Here is a 25014-nt window from a genome sequence, read left to right on the forward strand (position 1 = left end):
CCCATGTCCCGTACCGCAGCACGATCGAAGGCCCGCGCCGCCGCGCGTCTCGCCGCCGTCCAGGCGCTCTATCAGCATGAGATGGAAAAGACGCCGGTGCCGGCGCTGCTCCACGAATTCCACCAGCACCGGCTCGGCGCGACGATCGAGGGCGTCGAATATGCCGAGGCCGACGTCATGTTCTTTGACGATATCGTGCAGGGCGCGACCGCCCGCGCGGCAGAGATCGACGCGCTGATCGAGCCGAAGCTGCAAGGCTGGACGCTGGCGCGGCTCGACAAGCCGATGAAGGCGATCCTGCGCTGCGGCGCCTATGAGCTGCTGGCGCGAGGCGACGTGGCGGTGGGCACGGCGATCAGCGAATATGTCGATGTCGCCCACGCCTTCTACGACCGGCGCGAGGCGGGGTTCGTCAACGGCCTGCTCGACGCGATCGCGAAGGACGTGCGCGCCTGATGGGAGAGCTGGTCAACCTCCGCCTCGCGCGCAAGGCGAAGCGCCGCGCGACGGAGGAAGCGATCGCCGCCGCGAATCGCGCCGCCTTCGGGCGGACGAAGGGAGAGAAGCTCGCCGATCGCGCGGAACGCGGGCGGGCCGAACGGGCGCTGGACGGCGCGAAGCGCGGCGATTGACCGTCACCAGGCGAAAGCCGGGACGGCAGCGGCGGTCAGGCGTCGGCCGCGCGCGTCAGGCTGAGGAACACGTCCTCCAGATCGGGTTCTTTGGTCGATACGTCGACGATCCCCAGCCCCGCGCCCTGCACGGCGGCGAGCACCTGCCCGGCGTTCACCTTGTCCTTCTGATAGGTGATCTCCAGCGTCCGCCCGCCCTTCAGCGCGATCTTGCCGAAGTCCGGCGATTGCGGCGCTTCGGCGAGATCGCGGTCGACCGTCACCGCGACCACCTTCTCCTGCGCCTTACCGACCAGCTCGCGGGTCGGCTCGTTGGCGATCAACCGGCCGTGGTTGATGATCGCGATCCGGTCGCAAAGCTCCTCCGCTTCCTCCAGATAATGCGTCGTCAGCACCACCGTCACGCCCTGCTCGTTGAGGCGGCGGACATAGCTCCACAATTGCTGGCGCAGCTCGATATCGACGCCGGCGGTCGGCTCGTCAAGCACCAGCACCGGCGGCGAATGGACCATCGCCTTCGCCACCATCAGCCGCCGCTTCATGCCGCCGGAAAGCGTGCGGGCATAAGCGTTGGCTTTGTCCTCCAGATGGACGGCGCGCAGCAGCTCCATCGACTGGCGCTGCCCCTTGGGCACGCCGTACAGCCCGGCCTGTATCTCCAGCGTCTCGAACGGCGTGAAGAAGGGATCGAACAGGATTTCCTGGTTGACGATGCCGATCGAGGCCTTGGCGTTGCGCGGATGCTGGTCGATGTCGAAGCCCCAGATCGACGCCGAGCCGCTGGTCTTGCGCACCAGCCCGGCGAGGATGTTGATGAGCGTCGATTTCCCCGCGCCGTTCGGCCCGAGCAGGCCGAAGATCGTCCCCGCCGGCACATCGAACGTCACGCCGTCCAGCGCGCGCTTGCCTCCCTGATAAGTCTTGCACAGGTCCCGGATGGCGATGGCGGCGTCGGTCATGGCGGGCGCATTTACGGTGCGCGGCGGGCGATTGCTAGGCCGCGCGGGTGTTGCTAATCGCATCGGCCATGTTGCCGCCACCCGAAACCACCCGCGTCTCCCACCGCCGCGTCGCCTGCGACGGCGCGCATGACGGCCTGCCCGCCGCGCTCGGCCATCCGCGCGTCTGGCTGGAGATCGACGAAACCGGCTATGTCGATTGCGGCTATTGCGACCGGCGCTTCATCCTGATCGGCGGCCCGGCCGACGGGGTGGACCAGTCGACCCTCCCGGATCACGGGGATGGCGCGGGCCGCTGAACCTTCGCGGCTTTGCCGTGGCGCATTTCGCCCCTATCTATCAGCGATGACCGCCACCGATCCCCGCTCGTTCCTCTATCGCGACACGCTCGATCCCGAGGCCGCGAAGCGCCTGACCGCCGATGCGCTCGCCGCCGCCGACGATGGCGAGCTGTACCTGCAATATCGCAAGTCGGAGGCGTTCGGCTTCGACGACGGGCGGCTCAAGACGGCAAGCTACGACACGCATTCCGGCTTCGGCCTGCGCGCCGTCTCGGGCGAGATGACCGCCTTCGCGCACGCCAATGAGCTGTCCGAAGCCGCGATCAAACGCGCCGCCGAGACGATGGCGCTGATCGATCCGGCCACGGGCGCCAAGGCCGCGCCGCCGCAGCATACCAACCGCCATCTCTACACCGACGCCGACCCGCTCGATCTCGTGCCCTTCGCCGACAAGGTGAATTTGTGCCAGTCGATCGACGCCGCCGCGCGCGCCCGCGATCCGCGCGTCGCGCAGGTGTCGGTCGGTCTCAGCGGCACATGGAGCGTGGTGGAGATCGTCCGCCCCGACGGCTTCGTCGCCACCGACATCCGCCCGCTGGTGCGGCTCAACGTGCAGATCGTGGTGGAGCAGAACGGCCGCCGCGAGACGGGGACGTTCGGCATCGGCGGCCGCTACCTCTATGATTCGCTGTTCGACGAGAAGACGTGGAACCGCGCGATCGACGAGGCGCTGGCGCAGGCGTTGGTGAACCTCGAATCGGTCGATGCGCCCGCGGGCGAGTTCACCGTGCTGCTCGGGCCGGGCTGGCCGGGCGTGCTGCTGCACGAGGCGATCGGGCATGGGCTTGAGGGCGATTTCAACCGCAAGGGCACTTCCGCCTTCTCCGGGCGGATCGGCGAGCAGGTCGCGGCGCGCGGCGTCACCGTGGTCGACGACGGCTCGATCAAGGACCGGCGCGGCAGCCTGTCGATCGACGACGAAGGCACGCCGACCGGCGAGACGGTGCTGATCGAGGACGGCATCCTCAAGGGCTATATGCAGGATCGCCTCAACGCCCGGCTGATGGGCGTCGCGCCGACCGGCAACGGCCGCCGCGAGAGCTTCGCCCACGCGCCGATGCCGCGCATGACCAACACTTTCATGAAGGCCGGCACGGACGATCCCGCCGAGCTGCTGAGCCGGGTGAAGAACGGCATCTTCGCCAAGTCGTTCGGCGGCGGGCAGGTCGATATCGTCTCGGGCAAGTTCGTCTTCTCCTGCACCGAGGCGTACAAGGTCGAGAACGGCCGGCTCGGCGCGCCGATCAAGGGCGCGACGCTGATCGGCGACGGCCCGACGGTGCTGACCAGGGTGCTCGGCGTCGGCAATGATTTCGCGCTCGACGAGGGCGTCGGCATGTGCGGCAAGGGCGGGCAGAGCGTCCCCGCCGGCGTCGGCCAACCGACATTGCTGGTGAAGGGATTGACGGTGGGCGGCACCGCCGCCTGAGCACCCCGCGAAGCCGCTGGATTTCCCGCCCGTCTCCCGTCATCATCGGCTCGGGAGCAAACGGGGAAAGGCGCGCGATGCGTCACTTTTGGCATGCGGCCGGGCTGATCGCAGCGGCCGCATCGTGGCTGCCGGAGACCGCGCGGGCGGAGGAATGCAAGGTCGCCAAATACGGCACGCTGCCGGTGGAGATGGCCGGGCTGCGCGCGACCACCCACGTCGGGATCAACGGGCGGGACACGCGCTTCATTCTCGATACCGGCGCCTTCTTCAACACGATGCCCCGCGCCACGGCCGAGGCGCTGGCGCTGAAGCGCGAGCCGGCACCGCCCGGCTTCTACCTCACCGGCATCGGCGGCAGCGCCTCGGTCGAACTGACCCGCGTCAAGGATTTCGGCATCCTCGGCACGACGATGCACGACGTCGCCTTCCTGGTCGGTGGATCGGATGCTGGCGCGGGGCTACTCGGGGCCAACCTGCTCAATTTCGCCGATGCCGAGGCCGATCTGGCGCATGGTCAATATACGCTGTTCAAGACGACCGGATGCGGCAAGCGCGCGCTCGCCTATTGGGCGCAGGACGGGAATTATCGGGTCGCGGACCTGATCGCGGGTGAAAGCCGCCTGGACCGCACCCCGACCCTTTATGTGACGGTCAACGGCCATCGCGTAAAGGCGGCGCTGGACAGCGGGGCGGTCTCCACGCTCATCACCCGCCGCGCCGCCGAGCGCGCCGGCATCGACCTGACGGCGCCAGACGTGCAGGCGAGCTATGCCGCGCACGGCATCGGCACAAAATCCTATCGATCGTGGACGGTGCGCGTCGCCGCTTATTCGATCGGCACCGAAACGATCCAGCACGCGCAGATGCAGGTGATGGACGGCGATATGGGCAGCAGCGCCAACGCGCCGGAGATGCTGCTGGGGATCGATTTCTTCCTCGCCCACCGCATGTTCATCGCGAACAGCCAGCGGAAGCTCTATTTCACCTATAACGGCGGCCGCGTCTTCTCGCTGTCCAAGGCCCCGACCGGCAGCGACAAGCCCGCCGCCGACGGTGCCGACACGGCTGGCGGACCGAAGACCGCCGCCGATTATGCCTTGCGCGGCCGCGCCTCGCTGTCGCGCGGGGAGCCGGCCAAGGCGCTGACCGATCTCGACGCGGCGATCCGGCTCGATCCCGACAAGCCCGATTATTATCTCGCCCGCGCGCAGGCCCACATGCACGAGCGTCAGCGGGAGCAGGCGCTGGCGGATCTCGATCGCGCGCTGGCGCTCGCGCCGCGGGATATCGAGGCGCTGCTTCTGCGCGCACGGATCAACTTCCGCCGCAAGGACCAAGCCGCCGCGCTGCGCGACGTGGATGCGGCGAATGGCATCGCCACCCCCGGCTCGCCACAGGCGCGTCAGGTGGCGACCGCCTATATCGCGCTCGACCAACCGGATCGCGCGCTGCCGCTGCTCGATGCGTGGATCAGGCTCCACCGCGACGACGGCACGCTCGGCAATGCGCTGAACGAGCGCTGCTGGGCGCGCGGCCTCGCCGGCCAGATGCTCGACGGCGCGCTGGACGATTGCCGCAAGGCGATCCGACGCGACGGGCCGAAGCCGGGCTATCTCGATAGCCTCGGCCTCGTGCAGTTGCGGCTCGGCCATTATGCCGAGGCGGTCGACGCTTATGGCAAGGCGGCGCAGCAACTCTCATCGAACCCGTGGACGCGATACGGGCTGGGGCTGGCGCGGCTGCGCAGCGGCGACACCGCCGGCGGCAATGCCGACATCGCCGCCGCCAAGGCGCTGGACAAGGATATCGCGGAGCAATTCGCCAAATTCGGCATTGAGGCGATGTAGCAAGGCGAGGCGCGATGGCCGAATTCTTCCCCGATCTCACCAACGACCACCGCGCCTTCATCGCGCGCCAGCCGGTGTTCTTCGTCGCCACGGCGGCGGCCGGCGGGCGGATCAACCTCAGCCCCAAGGGGATGGACACGTTCCGCGTGCTCGGCGCGGACACGGTCGCCTATCTCGATCTCGGCGGATCGGGGAACGAGACGCAGGCGCATCTCGCCGTCGACGGGCGGATCACGATCATGTTCTGCGCCTTCGACAATCCCGCGCTGATCCTGCGCATCTACGGCCGGGGCCGCTTCGTCGTCGCGGGCGATGCGGGCTATGCTGATCTCGCCGCGCATTTCCCCCCGCTGCCCGGCCAGCGGCAGGTGTTCGTCATCGCGGTGGAGAGCGTGCAGACATCGTGCGGCTGGGGCGTGCCGCGCATGACGCTGGAGGCGGAGCGGCAGACCCTGGTCAAATATCACGCGCAGCAGGACCCGGCAGCGCGGCTGGAAAGGATCGCCGGGCGCACGCGCAGCATCGACGGCCTGCCGGTGCGCGTGCAGACCGAGATTCCGGCGGTGAAGCCATGAGCCTCGTCGAACTCGGCCGCTACGACCGCAACCTCGCCAATATTCTCGTCGGCCGGCTGGAGAGCGAGGGGATACCGGCGGTCGCCTTCGATCAGGACGCGAGCATCGCCGACGGAAGCTGGTTGCTGATCCCGGTGCGCGTGATGGTCGATGCCGATGACCTCGAACAGGCGAGGCGCATCGTCGGCGCTGCCTGATTCTTGGGCAGCATTTCGCAACTGCACAAAAATTTGCCGCCGGATACCCGCCGAACGCCGCCGCGCGGCGGGCGAAGCGCCCCCGCGCGCATCTGGCACGACAGTTGCGAAGCGCTCCAGCGGGCAAACCGAAAGGGGGCGCGGATGAAGCTGATCATTGCCGTCATCAAGCCGTTCAAGCTGGAGGAGGTGCGCGAGGCGCTCACCGCCCTCGGCGTGGCCGGCATGACCGTCACCGAAGTCAAGGGATTCGGCCGGCAGAAGGGCCAGACCGAAATCTATCGAGGAGCCGAATACAGCACCAACATGGTGCCGAAGATCAGGATCGAGGTGGTTTGCCCCACCTCGATCGCGGACCGCGTGGTCGAGACGATCCAGGCCACCGCGCACACCGGCGCGATCGGCGACGGCAAGATCTTCGTTCTCGACGTGGGCCATGCGGTGCGCATTCGCACCGGCGAAACCGACGATATCGCGCTGTGAAGGGGGTGAACATGAAGCACGCTTTCCGAACCGCCGGCGCCCTCGCGCTCGGCGCCGTGGCGCTCGCCGCGCTGCCCGCCTGGGCGCAGGCGGCGGCGACACCGAAACCCGTCGTCAACAGCGGCGACACTGCATGGATGCTCACCTCCACGCTGCTCGTGCTGCTGATGATCCTCCCCGGCCTCGCATTGTTCTACGGTGGCCTCACGCGGGCGAAGAACATGTTGTCGACCATGACGCAGATCGGCGCGGCGGCCTGCCTCGCCATGCTGATATGGGTGGCGTGGGGCTATACGATGGCCTTCGGCGACGGCGGCAGCTTCGTCGGCGGTTTCGGCAAATTGTTCCTCGCCGGCGTCACGCCGGATTCGGTCTCGGGCACGATCCCCGAATATGTCTTCGCCTGCTTCCAGATGACCTTCGCGGCGATCACGCTCGCGCTGGTGCTGGGCGGCACGGTCGAGCGGATGAAGTTCGCGGCGGTGATGGTGTTCGGCCTTATCTGGCTGACGATCGTCTATTTCCCGATCGCCCATATGGTCTGGGCGCCGGGCGGCCTGTTCTTCGCGATGGGCGCCCTCGACTTCGCGGGCGGCACGGTGGTGCACATCAACGCCGGCGTCTCCGCGCTGGTCGCCGCTTTGATCCTCGGCAAGCGCATCGGCTACCCGACCGAACGGATCGTGCCGCATTCGCTGACGCTGACCGGCGTCGGCACCGGGCTGCTGTGGGTCGGCTGGTTCGGCTTCAACGCCGGCTCGGCGCTCGCCGCCAATGGCTCGGCTGGACTCGCGATGATCAACACCTTCGTCGCCACCGCCGCCGCCGCGCTGGCGTGGATGCTGGTCGAGCGCGTCAACGGCCACAAGGGCTCGGCGCTCGGCTTCTGCTCCGGCATCGTCGCCGGGCTGGTCGCGGTGACGCCGGCGGCGGGCAATTCCGGCCCTTTCGGCGCGATCGTGCTGGGCGCGGTCGCCTCGGTGGTGTGTTTCTATGCGGTCACGGTGCTGAAGCCGCGGCTCGGCTATGACGATTCGCTCGACGCCTTCGGCATCCACGGCATCGGCGGGATGATCGGCGCGCTCGGTACCGCGATCGTCTATGCCCCGACGCTCGGTGGCCCCGGCAAGTCCGATTACGCGATCGGCGGCCAACTCGGGACGCAGGCGGCGGCGGTGCTCACGACGATCGTCTGGGCGTCGATCGGCACCGTCATCGCGATCTACATCGCCAGGGCGCTCACCGGATTGCGCGTCCGGCCCGAAGTGGAGCGCGAGGGCCTTGACCTCGGCGAGCACGGCGAGCGCGCCTACGACCATTGATCCGATCGGGGCGGGCGCGTTGCCCGCCCCCACCGACGTTCCTCCTGCGGACGACCCTTTGCCCGGTGCGCGAGCGCCGGGCGCTTTGTCATGCCAGCGCGGCCGCGACCGCCGCCTGCGCATGGAGCGTGGTGGTGTCGAACAGCGGAACCGCGCTGTCGGTCGCATCGACCAGCAGCATGATCTCGGTGCAGCCGAGGATCACCGCCTCCGCCCCCGCCGCGACGAGCCGCGCGATCACCTGCCGGAACACCGCGCGCGATTCGGGGCGGACGATCCCGGCGACCAGTTCCTCGTAGATGATGCGGTGGATCGCGGTACGGTCGCCGGCCGCCGGCACCAGCACCTCGATGCCGTCGCGTTCGCGCAGCCGCCCCTTGTAGAAATCCTGCTCCATCGTGAAAGCGGTGCCGAGCAGCCCGACGCGACGGAGGCCCCGCGCGGCGATGCGCGCGGCGGTGGGGTCGGCGATGTGCAGCAGCGGCACGGACACCGCCCGCTCCACTTCCCCGGCGAGCCGGTGCATCGTATTGGTGCAGATCAGCAGCAGGTCCGCTCCGGCCCGTTCGAGCCGCGTTGCCGCATCGACCAGCCGCTCGCCAAGCGCCGGCCAGTTCCCGCGATGCTGCAATCGCTCGATCTCCGCGAAGTCGAACGACCATAACAGGCAGCGCGCCGAAGCGGTCGGGCCGATCGCATCGCGCACCCCCTGGTTGATCAGGCGATAATATTGCGCGGAGCTTTCCCAGCTCATCCCGCCGATCAGCCCGATCATCCTCATCGCATCATCCTTTCGGCAGGCTGATCTCGAACATCGTGGGCCAGCGCTTGCCGGTGACGAACAGCCGGCGCTTCGCCGCGTCCCAGGCGATGCCGTTGGCGACCGCCTCGATATCGTCGCTGATGCCGATCTCCGCGACGATCGCGCGCAGGTCGATGATCGCGGTGACGCGGCCGCTCGCCGGGTCGATGCGGACGATGAACGGCGCGCGCCAGATATTCGCGAGGATCGCGCCGTCGACCGCCTCCAGCTCGTTGAGCTGATCGACCGGCTTGCCGTTCAGCGTCACCGCGATGCGGCGGCGCACCGCGAAGCTGGCCGGATCGTGGACGGTCAGCGTCGCGCTGCCGTCCGAGCGGACAAGCGAATCGCCGAGCGTCGTCAGTCCCCAGCCCTCGCCGCGATAATGCGCGGTGCCGGTGCGCTTCAGCGTCGCCGTATTCCAGCGATAGGCGGTGCCGCCGTGCCAGGTGAGGCTGACCAGCCCGCCCTTCCATGCCGCCAGCCCCTCGCCGAAGACGCCGGGGGGGATCGTGCCGCGCGCCATCACCCGCCCGGTGGCGAGATCGACGCGGCGCACGTCGGATTGCCCCTCCAGCCCGACGCTCTCGTAGAGATAGCCGCGATGCCAGATCAGCCCCTCGGTGAACGCCTCGCGATCATGCGGGAAGCGCGCGACGATCGTCGGCACCAGCACCGCCGGGGCGGTGTCGGCCGGCGGCGGCGCATCGGCGGCGGTCAGCGCGGGGACGGCGAGCAGGAGCAGGGGGAACAGGCGCATCTTCGTTCCCGGCGTCGGGAGAGAAACGGAAACGGCCCGCCCGACGTCAGTCGGACGGGCCGCTATCTGTCGGATCGACCGATCAGCTCGACTGCTGCAGGTTCACCGCGGCATATTTGCCGCGACGATCGACCTCGATCTCGAACGAGAGGCGATCACCTTCGTTGAGGCCGGGAAGACCCGCGCGCTCGACCGCCGAGATGTGGACGAACGCATCCGGCTGGCCGTCATCGCGCTGGATGAAGCCGAAGCCCTTCATCGCGTTGAAGAACTTGACCGTGCCGGTCGCCTTCTCTCCGGTGAGCTGACGCTGCGCGCCACCCGCACCGCCGGCGCCGCCGGCACCACCACGCGGAGCGCCGAAGCCGCCATCGCGCGGCGCACGTTCCTCGACCGGCAGCGGCTCGCCCTCGATCTTCAGCTCGGTGGCCGAGATGCGGCCGCCGCGATCGACGAGGGTGAAGCCGAGCGGCTGGCCCTCGGCCAGACCGGTCAGCCCGGCCTGCTCGACCGCCGAGATGTGGACGAACACGTCCTCGCCGCCGTCATCGCGCACGATGAAGCCGAAGCCCTTCTGTCCGTTGAAGAACTTTACGACGCCGGTGCCTTCGCCGACGACCTGCGGCGGCATCCCGCGACCGCCGCCGAAGCCGCCGCCGCCGCCACCACCGAAGCCGCCACCGCCGCCGCCGCCGCGGAATCCACCGCCGCCGCCGCTACGGAAGCCGCCGCCACCGCCGCCGCCGAAGCCGCCGCGATCACCACCAAAACCGCCGCCGCCGAAGCCGCCACGGTCGCCGAAGCCACCGCCGAAATCGCCGCCGCCGAATTCTTCGCCGCCGCCGCCGAAATTGTCGCGCTTGTCACGGCCACGTCCGCCACGCTGCCCGCGGCTACCTCTGTCGAAACCCATAAACCCCGTTCGTCTTCCCGTCCGCCCGACTTCGCCGTCAAGAGGTGCACGCCGGACGGCGAACAGCAAGCATACCTCTTCGGGCGCCAAACCTTTTGCGCCACAGTGCCGTCATAGCCCAGCTTTGTTCTCACCGCGAACGGAATCGTGAGCGGCCGTGCGTTTTACATGTCGATACTTGCGATACTGTCGCAGCATAAGCACAGCCCGGCGCATCAGGACATGTCCGGGCGATCGATTCGCCCCGTTCCGGCACAATGCCGCGACGATGATTTTCCTAACGATTCGCCCGTTTTGCCGGCAATCCCGCGTCATCGCGCGATTCGGGGCCATTGAGCGACGTCGGCGTGGGCGCTAGGGCGGCGCAATGACAGTGTATTTCCACGAAGAAGACCTTCCCGTCGACGTGTTCGCGCCCGGCGACGCCATCGCGGTCGACACCGAGACGATGGGACTCGTCACCCCACGCGACCGGCTGTGCGTCGTCCAGCTTTCGGACGGACGCGGCGACGAGCATCTCGTGCGGTTCTCGCCCGGATCGGATTATGCCGCGCCGAACCTGCGCGCGGTGCTGGCCGATCCGGCGCGGCTCAAGCTCTATCATTTCGCGCGCTTCGATCTGGCGGCGATCCGACACTATCTCGGCGTGGTCGCCGCGCCGGTCTATTGCACCAAGATCGCCTCGCGGCTGGTGCGCACCTACACCGACCGCCACGGGCTGAAGGAACTGGTGCGCGAGTTGCTGGGACAGGATATCTCCAAGCAGCAGCAATCGTCCGACTGGGGCGGGCCGGAACTGTCCGACGCGCAGAAGGATTATGCCGCTTCGGATGTGCGCTTCCTGCATCAGCTCAAGGAGGAACTCGATCGCCGGCTGGAGCGCGAGGGGCGCATGACGCTCGCGCGGGGCTGCTTCGATTTCCTGCCGCACCGCGCCGCGCTGGACCTCGCCGGCTGGCCGGAGGTCGATATCTTCGCGCATGTCTGAGGCGGCCGCCCCGATGTTCGACGCGCGCCGGCGCTGGGCGCTGCCCGGCAGCGCGCACGATCGCATCGTGGCGACCGCGAACTGGGTCCTGCCGGTGCTGATCGGCGTGCTCACCGCCTTCCTGGTGATGGCCCCGCTCACCACCGGGGGCGACGTTTCCTTTGTGCTCGACAAGAACAAGGTGGAGGTCGCGAAGGAGCGGCTGAAGATCCAGTCGGCGCGCTATCGCGGGGAGGATGGCAAGGGCCAGCCGTTCGAGCTGACCGCCGGCTCCGCGATCCAGAAAAGCTCGGCCGAGCCGATCGTCCGGCTCCAGAAGCTCGCCGCCGACATCCGGCTGAGCGACGGCCCCGCCTCGCTGGTCGCGAACCAGGGGCGCTACAACATGGATACCGAGCAGGTGACGATGGAGGGGCCGATCGCCTTCCGCGCACCCGACGGCTATACGCTCGACACCCATGACGCGACGGTCGATCTCAAGACGCGCCGGCTGCAATCGGGCGGCGCGGTGACCGGCACGGTGCGGCAGGGCACGTTCAGCGCCAACCGGCTGGACGCAGACCTCGACACGCATACCGTGACGCTGACCGGCAACGCGCGCTTGCACATCGTGCCGAGAGGCACGAGATAGCGGCCGCATGAAGCGCCTCGCCCTCCCGCTGCTCCTCGTCGCCGCCACCGCCGGGGCGCAGACGCGTCACGATTCGAACGCCCCGATCGATTTCGGCGCGAACCAGATTCAGCTTCAGGACAAGGCGAATCGCGCCGTGCTGACCGGCAACGTCACGGTCAGGCAGGCCGAGATGACGCTCAACGCGCAGCGCATGACGGTCGCCTATACCGGGCAGGTGGTCGACGGGAATCCGCAGGTCTCGCGGCTCGATGCGTCGGGCGGCGTGGTGGTGCGGCGGCCGAACCAGCTCGCGAAGAGCCAGTTCGCGGTCTATGACCTCAACCGCCATGTCATCACGATGATCGGCGCGGTCTCGCTGCAACAGGGCGGATCGAACACGGTCAACGGCGGGCGGCTGACGATGAACCTCGATACCGGGCGTGCCGTGATCGACGGCTCGGCCGCCGCCCCGGCGACCGGCACCCTGCCCGGCGGCAACGTGACCAGCGCGCCCTCCGGCCGCGTCACGGGCACCTTCTCGGTGCCCAAGCGCGCCAGCGGCACGAGCGCCACGCCGTCCGACGGCAGGAACTGACGCGCGCCGCCGCGCTTTCGTCGCGCCGGGGCTTTCATCTCGATGCCGGCTCGGGCAAAAGGCCATGCATGAATCCTGCCAACCGCGTAACCACGCGCCGCCCGGCAACCAACCAACCGCGAGGTCAGCGCGACCATGGATGACGTGACCAGCCTGGAGATAGTCGAGCCGATCGCTGAGCCGCCCGTGGTGAACGGCCTGCAGGCGGTGTCGATCGCCAAGAGCTACGACAAGCGCGTCGTGCTGACCGACGTCTCCGTCTCGGTCGGGCGCGGCGAGGTGATCGGGCTGCTCGGGCCGAACGGCGCGGGCAAGACGACCTGCTTCTATTCGGTGATGGGACTGGTGAAGCCCGATGCCGGGCGCATCATGCTCGACGGACAGGACATCACCGGCCTGCCGATGTACCGCCGCGCGATCCTCGGCCTCGGCTATCTGCCGCAGGAAACCTCGATCTTCCGCGGGCTGACGATCGAGAAGAACATCCTCGCCGTGCTGGAGCTTAACATCAGCGATCCGGTGAAGCGGCAGGAGCGGCTCGACCGGCTGCTGGAGGAGTTCGGCCTCACCCGGCTGCGCGCGGCGCCGGCGATGGCGTTGTCCGGCGGCGAGCGGCGGCGAGCGGAGATCGCCCGCGCGCTGGCGGCCGACCCGACGATCATGCTGCTCGACGAGCCGTTCGCGGGGATCGACCCGATCTCGATCGCCGACATCCGCGATCTGGTGAAAGACCTGAAGCGCCGCGACATTGGCGTGCTCATCACCGACCACAACGTCCGCGAGACGCTCGATATCGTCGACCGCGCCTATATCATCTACGACGGCCGCGTGCTGTTCACCGGCTCGCCGGAAGAGCTGGTCGCCGACGCCAACGTGCGGCGGCTGTATCTCGGCGAGGGATTCTCGCTCTGATGCCGTGGCTCGGCCTCGCCTCGCGCGCGGCGCCGGCCCGCTTCCGCAGCCGGCCTCCTAACGGCGGTATTCTATGGGAGGCCGGGTGCGGGAGCGGGCCGGCGCCGCACCTCAAATAATGTCGCTCGCTCCGCGCCTCGATCTGCGCCAGTCGCAATCGCTGGTGATGACGCCGCAGCTCCAGCAGGCGATCAGGCTGCTGGCGCTGTCCAACCTCGAGATCGAGGGTGTCATCGCCGAGGAGCTGGAGAAGAACCCGCTGCTCGAGGCGACTGCCCCCGCCGATGATGCGCCGCCGGTCGAGCGCGAGCCGGTCGAGGCCGCGCGCGACGAGCCGGCCGGGGCGGACGAGCTGGTGATGAGCGGCGAGGCGGCGGGCGAATCGCTCGACGTGGATATCGCCGCCGAGCGTTTCGACGACGCGCCCGCCGATTCGATCGGTCTCGGCGACGCGGGCGCGGGCGGCATGGCGGGCGAGGACGCGCCGGACCTCGACGCTTTCGCGGAAGGTCCACCGAGCCTCGCCGACCATCTCGCCGGGCAGGCCGGCCATGTCCTGTCGGGCACGGACCTCATCGTCGCGCAGCATCTGATCGACCTGATCGACGAGACCGGATATCTCACCGCCAATCTGCTCGACGTGTCGGCCCGGCTCGGCGTGCCGCTGGCGCTGGTCGAGCGGGTGCTGGCGGTGATCCAGACCTTCGATCCCACCGGCGTCGGCGCGCGCGACCTCGCCGAGTGCATTGCGTTGCAGGCGAAGGAGGCCGATCGCTACGATCCCTGCATGGCGCGGCTGATTGACCATCTCGACCTGCTCGCGCGCGGGGAGATCGCCCGCCTGAAGCGCATCTGCCAGGTCGACGACGAGGACATGGCGGACATGATCCGCGAGCTGCGCGGCTATGACCCCAAGCCCGGCTGCCGCTATGGCGGGGAGCCGGCCCCGGCGGTGGTGCCGGACCTGTTCGTGGCGCGCACGCGAGGCGGCTGGGCGATCGAGATCAACAACGCCACCCTGCCGCGCGTGCTGGTCAACCGGCGCTATTACGGCGAGCTGGCGCGGGGGCCGCAGGACAAGGCGTCGAAGGCGTGGCTCAGCGATTGCCTCGCCAGCGCCAACTGGCTGGTCAAGGCGCTCGACCAGCGCCAGCGCACGATCATCCGCGTCGCCACTGAGATCGTGAAGCAGCAGGAGGCGTTCTTCCTCAAGGGCGTCGCGCATCTGCGCCCGCTGACGCTGCGGCAGGTGGCCGACGCGATCGAGATGCACGAATCGACCGTCAGCCGCGTCACCAGCAACAAATATCTGAGCTGCGCGCGCGGGCAGTTCGAGCTGAAGTATTTCTTCACCTCCGCGATCCAGGCGGCGGACGGGGGCGAGGCGGTGTCGGCGGAGGCGGTTAAGTCCGCGATCCGCGCGCTGATCCAGAACGAGGGCACGAAGGTGCTGTCCGACGATACTTTGGTCGAGCTGCTCAACGCCAGGGGTTTCGACATCGCGCGGCGCACCGTGGCGAAATATCGCGAGTCGATGGGCATCGGCAGCTCGGTGCAGCGCCGCCGGCAGAAGGCGCTTGAGGGGGTGGGCTAGAAGCTTCCCTCCCATCGTCATGCCGGGCCGATCCGGCGTCCCGAATCACACGCGATGGCATTTGCGGCTCCGGATGCTGACATTCGTCAGCATGACAAGACATGTGGCGCGCACATCACCCCACCGCCTCGCGCAACCATGACGTCACCGCCTGGATTCGCGGCGTCGCCTGCCCGTCGGCGTGCATCACCAGCCAGAAGGCGCGGGTCAGCGCGATATGCGGCAGGACGGGCATCAGCCGCGCATCGGCCGCGCCGATGAAGTCGGGCAGGATGCCGATCGCCGCCCCCGCCGCGATCATCCGGTGCTGCACGTTGATGCTGGTGCTGCGCAGCCGCGCGACGAGGCCGTCATGCACCTCCGACAGATAATCGAGTTCCGGCGCATGGAGATGCTCGGGCACGTAGCTCGCCAGCACATGCCGCTCCAGCGCCGCCGCCGTCTCCGGCGCGCCGGCCGCCGCGAGATAGCCGGGCGCCGCGTAGAGCCGCAGCCGGTAATCCACCAGTCGCGCCACGACGAGCTGACGGTTGCGCGGCCGGGCGAGCATCACCGCGATATCCGCCTCGCGCTTCGACGGATCGAGCAGGCCGGACGCGGTGATGAGATCGAGCCGGATGCGCGGATGCGCCGCCGCGAACCCCGGCAGGCGCGGCGCCAGCACATGCGTCGCCAGCCCCTCCGCCACGCTCAGCCTGACGTGCCCCGCCGCGCCATGCGCCGCTTCCCCCTCCGTCGCGGCGGCGATGGCGGCGTCGATCGTCTCGGCGTGATGGAGCAGGGCCTGCCCCGCCTCGGACAGCCGGCGCTCCCCCGCCACCGTCTCGAACAGGGGGGCGCCGATCGCGCCCTCCAGCCGCGCGAGCCTGCGCCCGACAGTGGTCGCATCCACCCCGAGTGCCCGCGCCGCGGGCGCGATCCGCCCGGCATGGGCCACCGCGAGGAAGATGCGCAGATCGTCCCAATTCCTCATAAATCCTTCATCCGTCGCCGCTCCAGCCCGCTCCCCCACCCCGCCTCCCATTCAAAAATACTGACGCGGGAGGCGGGGTGGGGGAGCGGCTGGCACCGTAATGCAAAAACGCATCCCATCCCGGCAAATTAAGCGGGTTGAGTGCATATTTGCCGCACGGCTACAACCCCCGCCGATACGAATCCGACGGAGAGGCAGCCATGCGCATCATCGACCATCATATCGCCGGCCACACCGGCGGCGGCGCGGGCCGCACCGGCGACGTGTTCGATCCCAACACCGGCAAGGTGCAGGCGCGGGTGAACCTCGGCACGCGGGCCGATCTCGACCGCGCCGTCGCCGCCGCGCAGGCCGCGCAGCCCGGCTGGGCCGCGACCAATCCGCAGCGCCGCGCGCGCGTGATGTTCCGCTTCAAGGAACTGGTCGAGGCGAACATGCAGAGCCTCGCCGAATTGCTCGCCTCCGAGCACGGCAAGGTCGTCGCCGACGCGAAGGGCGATATCCAGCGCGGGCTTGAGGTGGTGGAATTCGCCTGCGGCATTCCGCACGTCCTCAAGGGCGAATATACGCAAGGGGCCGGCCCCGGCATCGACGTCTATTCGATGCGTCAGCCGCTCGGCATCGGCGCGGGCATCACCCCGTTCAACTTCCCGGCGATGATCCCGCTGTGGATGGGCGCGGTGGCGACGGCGTGTGGCAACGCCTTCATCCTCAAGCCCTCGGAGCGCGATCCCTCGCTGCCGGTGCGGCTTTCCGAGCTGTTTCTGGAGGCCGGGATGCCGGAGGGCATCTTCCAGGTCGTCCACGGCGACAAGGAGATGGTCGACGCGATCCTCGACCATCCGGCGATCGCGGCGGTGAGCTTCGTCGGCTCCTCCGACATCGCGCATTACGTCTATCGACGCGGCGTGGACGCGGGCAAGCGCGTGCAGGCGATGGGCGGCGCGAAGAACCACGGCATCGTCATGCCCGACGCCGATCTCGACCAGGTGGTGGCGGACCTTACCGGCGCGGCGTTCGGCTCGGCGGGCGAGCGCTGCATGGCGCTGCCCGTGGTGGTGCCGGTGGGGGACGGGACGGCGGACGCGCTGCGCGAGAAGCTGATCCCGGCGATCGACAAGCTGCGCGTCGGCGTCTCCACCGATGCGGAGGCGCATTACGGCCCGGTCGTGACGGCGCAGCACCGCGCGCGGATCGAGCAATGGATCCAGACCGGCGTCGACGAGGGCGCGGAACTGGTGGTCGACGGGCGCGGCTTCACGCTTCAAGGCCATGAGGAAGGCTTCTTCATCGGCCCGACCCTGTTCGATCGCGTCACCCCGCAGATGAGCGCATACAAGGAGGAAATATTCGGCCCGGTCCTCCAGATCGTCCGCGCGCCCGATTTCGAGACGGCGCTCAGGCTGCCGAGCGATCACCAGTACGGCAACGGCGTCGCGATCTTCACCCGCAATGGCCACGCCGCGCGCGAGTTCGCCGCGCGGGTGAATGTCGGCATGGTCGGCATCAACGTGCCGATCCCGGTGCCGGTCGCCTACCACACCTTCGGCGGCTGGAAGCGCTCCGCGTTCGGCGACACCAACCAGCATGGCATGGAAGGCGTGAAGTTCTGGACCAAGGTGAAGACGGTGACGCAGCGCTGGCCGGACGGCGGGGCATCGGGCGATAGTGCCTTCATTATTCCCACGATGGGATGATAGGCAGCCGACATGACCAACCAGTTTGACCTCACCGACGAGCAGCGCGAGATCCAGGAGCTGGCGCGCCGCTTCACCGCCGATCGCATCACGCCTTTCGCGGGCGAGTGGGACGAGACGCGGCATTACCCCGTCGATGTGTGGAAGGCGGCAGGCGAGCTTGGCTTCGGCGCGATCTATGTCGGCGAGGAATCCGGCGGGATCGGCCTCGGGCGGCTGGACGCGGCGCTCATCATGGAGGCGATGGCCTATGGCTGCCCCGCGACCAGCGCCTATGTCTCGATCCACAATATGGCGACGTGGATGATCGACCGCTTCGGCGACAAGGCGCTGAAGGATCGCTTTCTCCCCGATCTCGTCTCGATGAACAAGATCGCCAGCTATTGCCTGACCGAACCCGGCTCCGGTTCCGACGCCGCCGCGCTCAAGACGAGTGCGCGGCGGGAGGGCGATCATTACGTCATCAACGGCACCAAGCAGTTCATCTCCGGCGCGGGCTATAACGACATCTACGTCTGCATGGTCCGCACGAGCGAGGAGAAGGCGAAGGGCATCTCCTGCCTGGTGATCGAGAAGGACACGCCGGGCCTGTCGTTCGGCGCGCCGGAGAAGAAGCTCGGCTGGAACGCTTCGCCCACCGCGCAGGTGATCTTCGAGGATTGCCGCGTGCCGATGGAGAATCGCGTCGGCGCGGAGGGCGACGGCTTCCGCTTCGCGATGGCGGGGCTGGACGGCGGGCGGCTCAACATCGGCGCCTGCTCGCTCGGCGGGGCGCAGCGCTGCCTCGACGAGGCGGTGAAATATACCAAGGAGCGGCAGCAGTTCGGCCAGTCGATCGCCGATTTCCAGAACACCCAGTTCACGCTCGCCGACATGGCGACCGATCTGGAGGCGGCGCGCGCGCTGCTCTACCTCGCGGCCGCCAAGGTCAACGCCAACGCGCCGGACAAGTCGCGCTTCTCGGCGATGGCGAAGCGGCTGGCGACCGACAATGGATCGAGCATCGTCGATCGCGCGCTCCAGCTCCACGGGGGCTACGGCTATCTGCGCGATTATCCGATCGAGCGTTTCTGGCGCGACCTGCGCGTCCATTCGATTCTGGAGGGGACCAATCAGGTGATGCGGATGATCGTCGGGCGGGAGCTGACACGGCAATGAGCGAGGTGATCGTCGAGAAAGACGGCGCGGTCGGCCGCATCCGGCTCAATCGCCCCAAGGCACTCCACGCGCTCAACACCGCGATGTGCGAGTCCGTGCTGGACGCGCTGGAGGCATGGCGCGGCGACGATGCGGTGCGCGTCGTCACGATAGACCATGCCGAAGGTCGCGGCTTCTGCGCGGGCGGCGATATCCGCATGCTGGCGGAGAGCGGCGCGAAGGACGGGGCGGAGGCGCGCGCCTTCTTCCATACCGAATATCGCATGAACCACCGGCTGTTCACCTACGCCAAGGATATCGTGGCGTTCATGGACGGGATCACGATGGGCGGCGGCGTCGGCATCTCGCAGCCGTGCCGCTATCGCGTCGCGACGGAGAACACGCGGCTCGCCATGCCGGAGACGGGGATCGGGCTGTTCCCGGACGTGGGCGGCGGCTGGTATCTCTCGCGCCTGCCGGGGCGGACCGGGCAGTATCTGGCGCTGACCGGGCATCGGCTCGACGGCTCGGAATGCCTCGCGCTCGGCCTCGCCACGCATTACCTGCCCGCCGAGCGATTGCCGGAGGCCAAGGCGCGGATCGCGCAGGGTCCGCAGGCGGTGCTGGATTCGCTCGCCGTCCCAGCGCCGGAGGCCGCGATCCTCGCGCGCCGGGCGGAGATCGACCGGCTGTTCGCCTCCGACCGGCTGGAGGAGATCTTCGCCGCGCTCGCCGCCGACGACAGCGACTTCGCGCGCGAGACGCTGGCGATCCTCAGAACCAAATCGCCGCAGACCATGAAGGTCAGCCTCAAACTGCTGCTCGACGGCAAGGCGATGCCGACGTTCGAGGACGAGATGCGGCAGGAATATGCGGTTGGCGGCCGCGTCGTGCAGCGCCACGATTTCCTCGAAGGCGTGCGCGCGGTGATCGTCGACAAGGACAATGCGCCGAAATGGAACCCGCCGACGCCGGAGGGGGTGAGCGACCATCTGATCGACCAGATTTTCGCGCCGCTCCCCGATGCGGAGGCGTGGACGCCGAACTGACGCTCGCCGTCCCGGCGAGGGTCCCATCAAAGTATTACTTTGATGGGCGCCCGAAAGCTGGGATCTCGTGCCACACAGGGCCGCGCTTGCGGCCCGCGATCCCGGCTTTCGCGGGGATGACGGAGGAACGAAATGCCCGATTACGCCAATATCCTGGTCGAGCAGCGCGGCGCTGTGACGCTCGTCACGCTCAACCGGCCGCAGGCGCTGAACGCGCTCAATTCGGATGTGCTTGCGGACCTGTCAGCAGCGTTCGGCGCCTATGACAGGGACGAGGGTCAGCGCTGCCTCGTCCTCACCGGCGCGGGCGAGAAGGCGTTCGCGGCCGGCGCGGACATCAAGCAGATGGCCGACATGGCCGCCGCCGATTTCTTCCTCCAGGATTTCTTCGCCGGCTGGCAGACCGGAGTGGTCGCGACGCGCAAGCCGTGGATCGCCGCCGTCAACGGCTTCGCGCTCGGCGGCGGGTGCGAGCTGGCGATGATGGCGGACTTCATCATCGCCGCCGACACCGCGAAGTTCGGCCAGCCCGAGATCAAGCTCGGCGTCGCCCCCGGCATGGGCGGGTCGCAGCGGCTGACGCGCGCGATCGGCAAGGCCAAGGCGATGGAGATGTGCCTCACCGGCCGGATGATGGGCGCCGACGAAGCGGAGCGCGCCGGCCTCGTCGCCCGCGTCGTGCCGCTCGCCACGCTGGTGGAGGAAGCGCTCAAGACCGCCGAGACGATCGCCGCGATGCCACCGATGGCGGCGATGGTGAACAAGGAACTGGTGAACACCGCGTTCGAGACGTTCCTGTCGCAAGGCATCGTCACCGAGCGCCGGCTGTTCCAGATCCTCACCGCCACCGAGGACAAGGCCGAGGGCATGGCCGCCTTCATCGAAAAGCGCGCCGGGGTGTGGAAGGGCCGGTAACCCTCGGCGGCTTCGGGCGTTCAGAACACGGAAAGAGGATGCAGTAGATGGCGCGCGTCGGTTTCATCGGGCTGGGCAACATGGGCGGCGGCATGGCCGCCAACCTCGCGAAGAAGGGGCATGACGTCCGCGCCTTCGATCTGTCGGCGGAGGCGCTGGACAAGGCGAAGGCCGCCGGCTGCCTGCCGGTCGGCTCCGCGCGCGAGGCGGCGGAGGGCGCCGAAGCGGTCGTCACCATGCTGCCCGCCGGCACGCATGTCGAGCAGGTCTATGGCGAGAGCGTGCTCGACGTCGCGCTGCCCTCCGCGATCCTGATCGATTGCTCGACGATCGACGTGGCGACCGCCAGGCGTGTTGCCGATCAGGCGGCGGCCAAGGGGCTGATGGCGGTCGACGCCCCCGTCTCTGGCGGGATCGCGGCGGCCAATGCCGGCACGCTCACCTTCATGGTCGGCGGTGCGGCGCAGGCGTTCGAGCGGGCGGAACCCTTCCTCGCCGACATGGGCAAGGCGGTGATCCATGCCGGCGCGAACGGCGCGGGGCAGGTGGCGAAGATCTGCAACAACATGATCCTCGGCGCGGAGATGATCGCGACGTGCGAGGCGTTCCTGCTGGCGCGGAAACTTGGATTGGAAGCGCAGGCGTTCTTCAATATCGCCAGCGTGTCGTCGGGGCAAAGCTGGTCGATGACGAGCTATTGCCCCGTCCCCGGCGTCGGCCCGGAGACGCCTGCCGACCATGATTATCAGGGCGGGTTCGCCGCCGCGCTGATGCTCAAGGACCTGCGGCTCGCGATGGAGGCCGCCGGCAGCGTCGGAGCGGAAGTGCCGATGGGCGCGCGGGCGCGGGAGCTTTACGAGGCCTATGCCGGCGCGGGCCATGGCGCGCGCGATTTCTCCGGCATCATCAACATGCTGAACCGCAAGCCGTGAGCGTCGCCTTCCGCCGCGAGAGCGACGAGGAGCACAAGGAGCCGCGCTTCGAGCTGCCGATCCCGCCGGGGCCGAACCTCGTCACGCCGCGCGGCCGGGCGCTGATCGACGAGCGGATCGCGGAACTGGAGGCGGCGCAGGATGGCGCCGAAGAAGCGCGCCGCGAGGAGATCGCGCGCGACCTGCGCTATTGGCGAACGCGCCGCGTCACCGCGATCCTCGCGCCACCGCCGCCGGCGGACGAGGCGGCCTTCGGCAGTCGCGTGCGCTTCACGCTCGACGGCGCCGAGCGAACGATCGAGATCGTCGGCGACGACGAGGCCGACCCGGTGGCAGGGAAGATCGCCTTCTCCGCTCCGCTCGCCCGCGCGCTGATCGGGGCGGGCGAGGGCGACCTGCTACCGTTCGCCGGGCGCGAGGATGCGATCGAGGTGGTGGCGATCGAATCGCCTCGCGCCGCCTGATCGCTTGGGGACTCACGCACGCAACTGATTCCCCCTTCACCAAGCCGGCAAAATCGTCCCGATTCGGGGCGTTAATCGCTCGTTAACCTGCGTTGACTCGCTAGCGAGCGCGGCGTTACCTAGCGAAACGGGAGCCACTCTTGGATGATTCTGGGAGGATTTCTTATGAAAATCCGACACGTTTGTGCTGCGCTCGGCGCACTGGCAATGCCAGCGGTCGCGAGTGCGGGAACAGTCGATACAAGCTTCACGACCGATGGCACGGTGGCCCGTTGCGACGATTGTTATACGAGCGCCATCTCCCCGGGCTTCTCGCTGAACTTCTTCGGCAACACCTACAGCAGCTTCTACGTCAGCAATAACGGCTATATCACCTTCCAATATGGCACCGGCGGCTACACGCCCTACGGCCTGGGATCGGGCTACTCCGGGCAACCGATCATCGCCCCGTTCTTTGCCGATGTCGATACGCGCCCGTCCAACGGCGGCACCGTGACCTATGGCAGCGGCACCTACGCAGGTCAGAACGCCTATGCGGTGACATGGAACAGCGTCGGATATTATCCGGAGCAGACCGACAAGCTGAACACTTTCCAGCTCGTCCTCACGGACCGGTCGGATGTCGGGACAGGCGATTTCGACATCTATTTCAACTATGACCAGACCCAGTGGGAAACCGGCAGCGCGAGCGGCGGCAGCGGTGGTTTCGGCGGCACGCCCGCGGCGGCCGGCTTCAACGCCGGCACCGGCAACGCCAGCGGCACCTACTATCAGATTCCCGGCTCGCTCACGACGGGGAGCTTCGAGGACAACGGCACCAATCCGCTGATCGGGCAGACGAACGACAATGTTCCCGGGCAATATTTGTTCCAGGTCCGCGCCGGCCAGGTCATTGTCCCGCCGCCGACCGGCGGGGTGCCGGAGCCGGCGACCTGGGCGATGATGATCCTGGGCTTCGGCGCCGTCGGAGGAATAATGCGCCGGCGGCGGACGACGACGCTGCGCTTCGCCTGACGGATCTGTGAATGTCGATAACGGCCGGGCCTTCCCCGGCCGTTGTCATTTCCGCGACGCCCGGTTCCCGGAAACACGCCGGCCGAATGCGGCAGGCGCTCCTCGTCGTCGCCGCCGGCCGCGACTTCGCCCGCATCGGGCGACAGCGAACGGCGGCCATCATCGTCGGCCCCTTGCCGCTGAGCACGGGGTCGTTACAGCAAGCGCCGGGCCGCACGCCGGCCCGGCGGGGGGAAGGGACAGGCGAGGATGGCGACGATCGCTGATCAAGGCGGTGCGGGGCAAGACCATGACGCGCCGCCGTCCGAGGCGGACATCCGCCTCGTCATCTCCGCCTCCGCGCTCGGCACCGTGTTCGAATGGTATGATTTCTTCATCTACGGCACGCTCGCCGCTTCGGGGATCATCGGGCGCACCTTCTTCCCGGCGGGGAACGAGATGCTCCAGACGCTGCTCGCCTGGGCGGGCTTCGCGGTCGGTTTCGGCTTCCGCCCGATCGGCGCAGCGCTGTTCGGCTATCTCGGCGACCGGCTGGGGCGCAAATACACCTTCCTCGTCACCATCACGCTGATGGGCGTCGCCACCGCCGGGGTCGGGCTGATCCCGTCCTATGAGGCGATCGGCATGGCCGCGCCGATCCTCGTGCTGCTGCTGCGCATCGCGCAGGGGCTGGCGCTGGGCGGCGAATATGGCGGGGCCGCGATCTACGTCGCGGAACATTCGCCGCGCGGGAAATCGGGCTTCTACACCAGCTTCATCCAGGCCGGCGTCGCGGGCGGCTTCATCCTCAGCATCGGGGTGATCCTGGCGTTCAAGTCGGTGCTGGCCGGCGCGGCGTGGGACGGCTGGGGCTGGCGCGGACCGTTCCTGTTCTCGATCGCGCTGCTCGCGGTGTCGCTGTGGATGCGGCTGAAGCTGTCGGAAAGCCCGGTGTTCAAGGCGATGCGCGCCGCCGGCGAACGCTCGCCCAACCCGCTGGTGGAGAGCTTCACTTACCCCGGAAACCTCAAGCGGATGCTGGTCGCGCTGTTCGGCATCGCCGCCGGGCTGACGGTGATCTGGTACACGGCGATGTTCTCCGTCCTTTCCTTCCTCCAGACGACGATGCGGGTGGAGGAGACGACGGCGCAACTCGTCACCGGCGCCGGGGCGTTGATGGGGGTCGGCTGGTTCGTGCTGTTCGGGCGGCTTTCCGATCTGGTCGGGCGCAAGAAGCCGATCGTCATCGGCTACGTGATGACGCTGATCCTGCTGTTCCCGATCTTCCACGTCATGGCGGCGGCGGCGAATCCGCACCTGTCGCGCGCGGCGGAACACGCGCCGGTGATCGTTTCCGGGCCGGCCTGCGCCTATTCGCCCTTCGCCGCGAAGCAGGCGGACGAATGCGCGCGGCTGCTGGAATATTTCTCCCGAAAGGGCATCGCCTATTCCAAGCAGGCGACCCCGGTGACGAGCGTGTCGATCGGCGGCGAGCCGATCGCGGATCATTCGCCGGAAGCGCTGGACAAGGCGCTGGCCGACGCCGGATACGACCTCGCCCGCGTCACGCCCGGCGCGGGCAACATCGCGCTGATCCTGATCGCGATCCTCGCCATCACCGCGCTCTCCGGCATCACCTACGGCCCCGTCGCGGCGCTGCTGTCCGAGATGTTCCCGCCGGCGATCCGCTACAGCTCGCTGTCGATCCCCTATCACCTCGGCACCGGTTATTTCGGCGGATTCCTGCCGTTCATCAGCCAGTATATCGTCGCGCGCACCGGCAATCCCTTCGCCGGCCTGTGGTACACATGGGGGATCACGCTGATATCGCTGGTCATCACCGTGCTGTGGCTGAAGGAAGACCGCCACGGCCATGTGGTGGCGTGACG

The 25014-nt window shown here is 68.3% G+C and carries 27 protein-coding genes; 22 read left to right on the plus strand and 5 right to left on the minus strand.

Features of this window, described 5'->3' with window-relative positions:
• The first annotated feature begins 3 nt into the window (after nucleotides 1-3).
• Nucleotides 4-456 (plus strand): transcription antitermination factor NusB, encoded by a 453-nt coding sequence (gene nusB / locus F9288_RS04795; protein ID WP_174835579.1) that lies wholly within the window; start codon nucleotides 4-6, stop codon nucleotides 454-456.
• The gene (locus F9288_RS04800; protein WP_174835580.1) at nucleotides 456-632 is read left to right on the plus strand and encodes a DUF4169 family protein; all 177 of its coding nucleotides are present in this window, start codon (nucleotides 456-458) and stop codon (nucleotides 630-632) included. Before nusB ends, F9288_RS04800 begins: the two co-directional genes overlap by 1 nt.
• Nucleotides 633-667: 35 nt before the next feature.
• Here F9288_RS04800 and F9288_RS04805 read toward each other — a convergent pair whose 3' ends face one another.
• Nucleotides 668-1591 (minus strand): ABC transporter ATP-binding protein, encoded by a 924-nt coding sequence (locus F9288_RS04805; RefSeq protein WP_174835581.1) that lies wholly within the window; start codon nucleotides 1589-1591, stop codon nucleotides 668-670.
• A gap of 68 nt (nucleotides 1592-1659) precedes the next feature.
• On the opposite strand from F9288_RS04805, the gene F9288_RS04810 reads away from it, so the two are divergent.
• The 7 genes from F9288_RS04810 to F9288_RS04840 all read left to right on the plus strand — a co-directional run bounded on the left by F9288_RS04810 (nucleotide 1660) and on the right by F9288_RS04840 (nucleotide 7788).
• The gene (locus F9288_RS04810; RefSeq protein ID WP_174835582.1) at nucleotides 1660-1890 is read left to right on the plus strand and encodes a zinc-finger domain-containing protein; all 231 of its coding nucleotides are present in this window, start codon (nucleotides 1660-1662) and stop codon (nucleotides 1888-1890) included.
• A gap of 46 nt (nucleotides 1891-1936) precedes the next feature.
• Nucleotides 1937-3361: a metalloprotease TldD gene (gene tldD, locus F9288_RS04815; RefSeq protein WP_174835583.1), complete on the plus strand. Its 1425-nt coding sequence runs from the start codon at nucleotides 1937-1939 to the stop codon at nucleotides 3359-3361.
• Between the two features lie 77 nt (nucleotides 3362-3438).
• A complete protein-coding gene (locus tag F9288_RS04820) occupies nucleotides 3439-5211 on the plus strand; it encodes a retroviral-like aspartic protease family protein (protein WP_174835584.1) in 1773 nt (590 codons plus the stop codon).
• Nucleotides 5212-5225: 14 nt separating this feature from the next.
• The gene (locus F9288_RS04825) at nucleotides 5226-5786 is read left to right on the plus strand and encodes a pyridoxamine 5'-phosphate oxidase family protein (protein ID WP_174835585.1); all 561 of its coding nucleotides are present in this window, start codon (nucleotides 5226-5228) and stop codon (nucleotides 5784-5786) included.
• Complete coding sequence (locus F9288_RS04830) at nucleotides 5783-5983, plus strand: DUF2007 domain-containing protein (protein WP_174835586.1); 201 nt, start codon at nucleotides 5783-5785, stop codon at nucleotides 5981-5983. The genes F9288_RS04825 and F9288_RS04830 overlap by 4 nt, the downstream gene beginning before the upstream one ends.
• 144 nt (nucleotides 5984-6127) lie before the next feature.
• The gene (locus tag F9288_RS04835; protein ID WP_174835587.1) at nucleotides 6128-6466 is read left to right on the plus strand and encodes a P-II family nitrogen regulator; all 339 of its coding nucleotides are present in this window, start codon (nucleotides 6128-6130) and stop codon (nucleotides 6464-6466) included.
• A gap of 11 nt (nucleotides 6467-6477) precedes the next feature.
• Nucleotides 6478-7788 carry an ammonium transporter gene (locus tag F9288_RS04840; RefSeq protein WP_174835588.1) on the plus strand — a complete coding sequence of 437 codons (1311 nt, stop codon included), beginning with the start codon at nucleotides 6478-6480 and terminating at the stop codon, nucleotides 7786-7788.
• 88 nt (nucleotides 7789-7876) lie between these two features.
• Here F9288_RS04840 and F9288_RS04845 read toward each other — a convergent pair whose 3' ends face one another.
• From F9288_RS04845 to F9288_RS22295, 3 genes are all read right to left on the minus strand, one after another.
• The gene (locus F9288_RS04845; RefSeq protein WP_174835589.1) at nucleotides 7877-8569 is read right to left on the minus strand and encodes an aspartate/glutamate racemase family protein; all 693 of its coding nucleotides are present in this window, start codon (nucleotides 8567-8569) and stop codon (nucleotides 7877-7879) included.
• A 4-nt stretch (nucleotides 8570-8573) separates the two neighbouring features.
• A complete protein-coding gene (locus F9288_RS04850; RefSeq protein WP_174835590.1) occupies nucleotides 8574-9350 on the minus strand; it encodes a glutaminyl-peptide cyclotransferase in 777 nt (258 codons plus the stop codon).
• 82 nt (nucleotides 9351-9432) lie between these two features.
• The gene (locus tag F9288_RS22295; protein ID WP_174835591.1) at nucleotides 9433-10263 is read right to left on the minus strand and encodes a cold-shock protein; all 831 of its coding nucleotides are present in this window, start codon (nucleotides 10261-10263) and stop codon (nucleotides 9433-9435) included.
• Nucleotides 10264-10630: 367 nt separating this feature from the next.
• On the opposite strand from F9288_RS22295, the gene F9288_RS04860 reads away from it, so the two are divergent.
• The 5 genes from F9288_RS04860 to rpoN all read left to right on the plus strand — a co-directional run bounded on the left by F9288_RS04860 (nucleotide 10631) and on the right by rpoN (nucleotide 14965).
• Nucleotides 10631-11251: a ribonuclease D gene (locus F9288_RS04860; RefSeq protein ID WP_174835592.1), complete on the plus strand. Its 621-nt coding sequence runs from the start codon at nucleotides 10631-10633 to the stop codon at nucleotides 11249-11251.
• Nucleotides 11244-11882 (plus strand): LPS export ABC transporter periplasmic protein LptC, encoded by a 639-nt coding sequence (lptC, locus tag F9288_RS04865; RefSeq protein WP_174835593.1) that lies wholly within the window; start codon nucleotides 11244-11246, stop codon nucleotides 11880-11882. The genes F9288_RS04860 and lptC overlap by 8 nt, the downstream gene beginning before the upstream one ends.
• Nucleotides 11883-11889: 7 nt before the next feature.
• Nucleotides 11890-12459 carry an LptA/OstA family protein gene (locus F9288_RS04870; protein ID WP_174835594.1) on the plus strand — a complete coding sequence of 190 codons (570 nt, stop codon included), beginning with the start codon at nucleotides 11890-11892 and terminating at the stop codon, nucleotides 12457-12459.
• Nucleotides 12460-12594: 135 nt separating this feature from the next.
• On the plus strand, nucleotides 12595-13371 hold the full coding sequence (gene lptB, locus F9288_RS04875) for an LPS export ABC transporter ATP-binding protein (protein ID WP_174835595.1): 777 nt from the start codon (nucleotides 12595-12597) through the stop codon (nucleotides 13369-13371).
• A 118-nt stretch (nucleotides 13372-13489) separates the two neighbouring features.
• Nucleotides 13490-14965 carry an RNA polymerase factor sigma-54 gene (gene rpoN, locus F9288_RS04880; protein ID WP_174835596.1) on the plus strand — a complete coding sequence of 492 codons (1476 nt, stop codon included), beginning with the start codon at nucleotides 13490-13492 and terminating at the stop codon, nucleotides 14963-14965.
• A 115-nt stretch (nucleotides 14966-15080) separates the two neighbouring features.
• On the opposite strand, the gene F9288_RS04885 is transcribed toward rpoN, so the two are convergent.
• The gene (locus F9288_RS04885; protein WP_174835597.1) at nucleotides 15081-15938 is read right to left on the minus strand and encodes a LysR family transcriptional regulator; all 858 of its coding nucleotides are present in this window, start codon (nucleotides 15936-15938) and stop codon (nucleotides 15081-15083) included.
• A gap of 200 nt (nucleotides 15939-16138) precedes the next feature.
• On the opposite strand from F9288_RS04885, the gene F9288_RS04890 reads away from it, so the two are divergent.
• The 8 genes from F9288_RS04890 (at nucleotide 16139) to F9288_RS04925 (ending at nucleotide 25012) form a co-directional block, all read left to right on the plus strand.
• Nucleotides 16139-17635, plus strand: a complete 1497-nt coding sequence (locus F9288_RS04890) for a CoA-acylating methylmalonate-semialdehyde dehydrogenase (RefSeq protein WP_174835598.1) — start codon at nucleotides 16139-16141, stop codon at nucleotides 17633-17635.
• Nucleotides 17636-17647: 12 nt separating this feature from the next.
• Nucleotides 17648-18793 (plus strand): acyl-CoA dehydrogenase family protein, encoded by a 1146-nt coding sequence (locus F9288_RS04895; RefSeq protein WP_174835599.1) that lies wholly within the window; start codon nucleotides 17648-17650, stop codon nucleotides 18791-18793.
• The gene (locus F9288_RS04900) at nucleotides 18790-19821 is read left to right on the plus strand and encodes an enoyl-CoA hydratase/isomerase family protein (RefSeq protein WP_174835600.1); all 1032 of its coding nucleotides are present in this window, start codon (nucleotides 18790-18792) and stop codon (nucleotides 19819-19821) included. Before F9288_RS04895 ends, F9288_RS04900 begins: the two co-directional genes overlap by 4 nt.
• A gap of 132 nt (nucleotides 19822-19953) precedes the next feature.
• Entirely contained in the window at nucleotides 19954-20736 is a 783-nt protein-coding gene (locus F9288_RS04905) for an enoyl-CoA hydratase-related protein (protein WP_174835601.1), read from the plus strand.
• 47 nt (nucleotides 20737-20783) lie between these two features.
• Nucleotides 20784-21668 (plus strand): 3-hydroxyisobutyrate dehydrogenase, encoded by an 885-nt coding sequence (mmsB, locus tag F9288_RS04910; protein WP_174835602.1) that lies wholly within the window; start codon nucleotides 20784-20786, stop codon nucleotides 21666-21668.
• Complete coding sequence (locus F9288_RS04915; RefSeq protein ID WP_174835603.1) at nucleotides 21665-22132, plus strand: GreA/GreB family elongation factor; 468 nt, start codon at nucleotides 21665-21667, stop codon at nucleotides 22130-22132. Before mmsB ends, F9288_RS04915 begins: the two co-directional genes overlap by 4 nt.
• 165 nt (nucleotides 22133-22297) lie before the next feature.
• Entirely contained in the window at nucleotides 22298-23146 is an 849-nt protein-coding gene (locus tag F9288_RS22070; protein WP_174835604.1) for a nidogen-like domain-containing protein, read from the plus strand.
• A 249-nt stretch (nucleotides 23147-23395) separates the two neighbouring features.
• Nucleotides 23396-25012 carry an MFS transporter gene (locus F9288_RS04925; protein ID WP_174835605.1) on the plus strand — a complete coding sequence of 539 codons (1617 nt, stop codon included), beginning with the start codon at nucleotides 23396-23398 and terminating at the stop codon, nucleotides 25010-25012.
• Nucleotides 25013-25014 lie beyond the last annotated feature (2 nt).

This window comes from Sphingomonas sp. CL5.1, assembly GCF_013344685.1.
Classification (GTDB): Bacteria; Pseudomonadota; Alphaproteobacteria; order Sphingomonadales; family Sphingomonadaceae; genus Sphingomonas.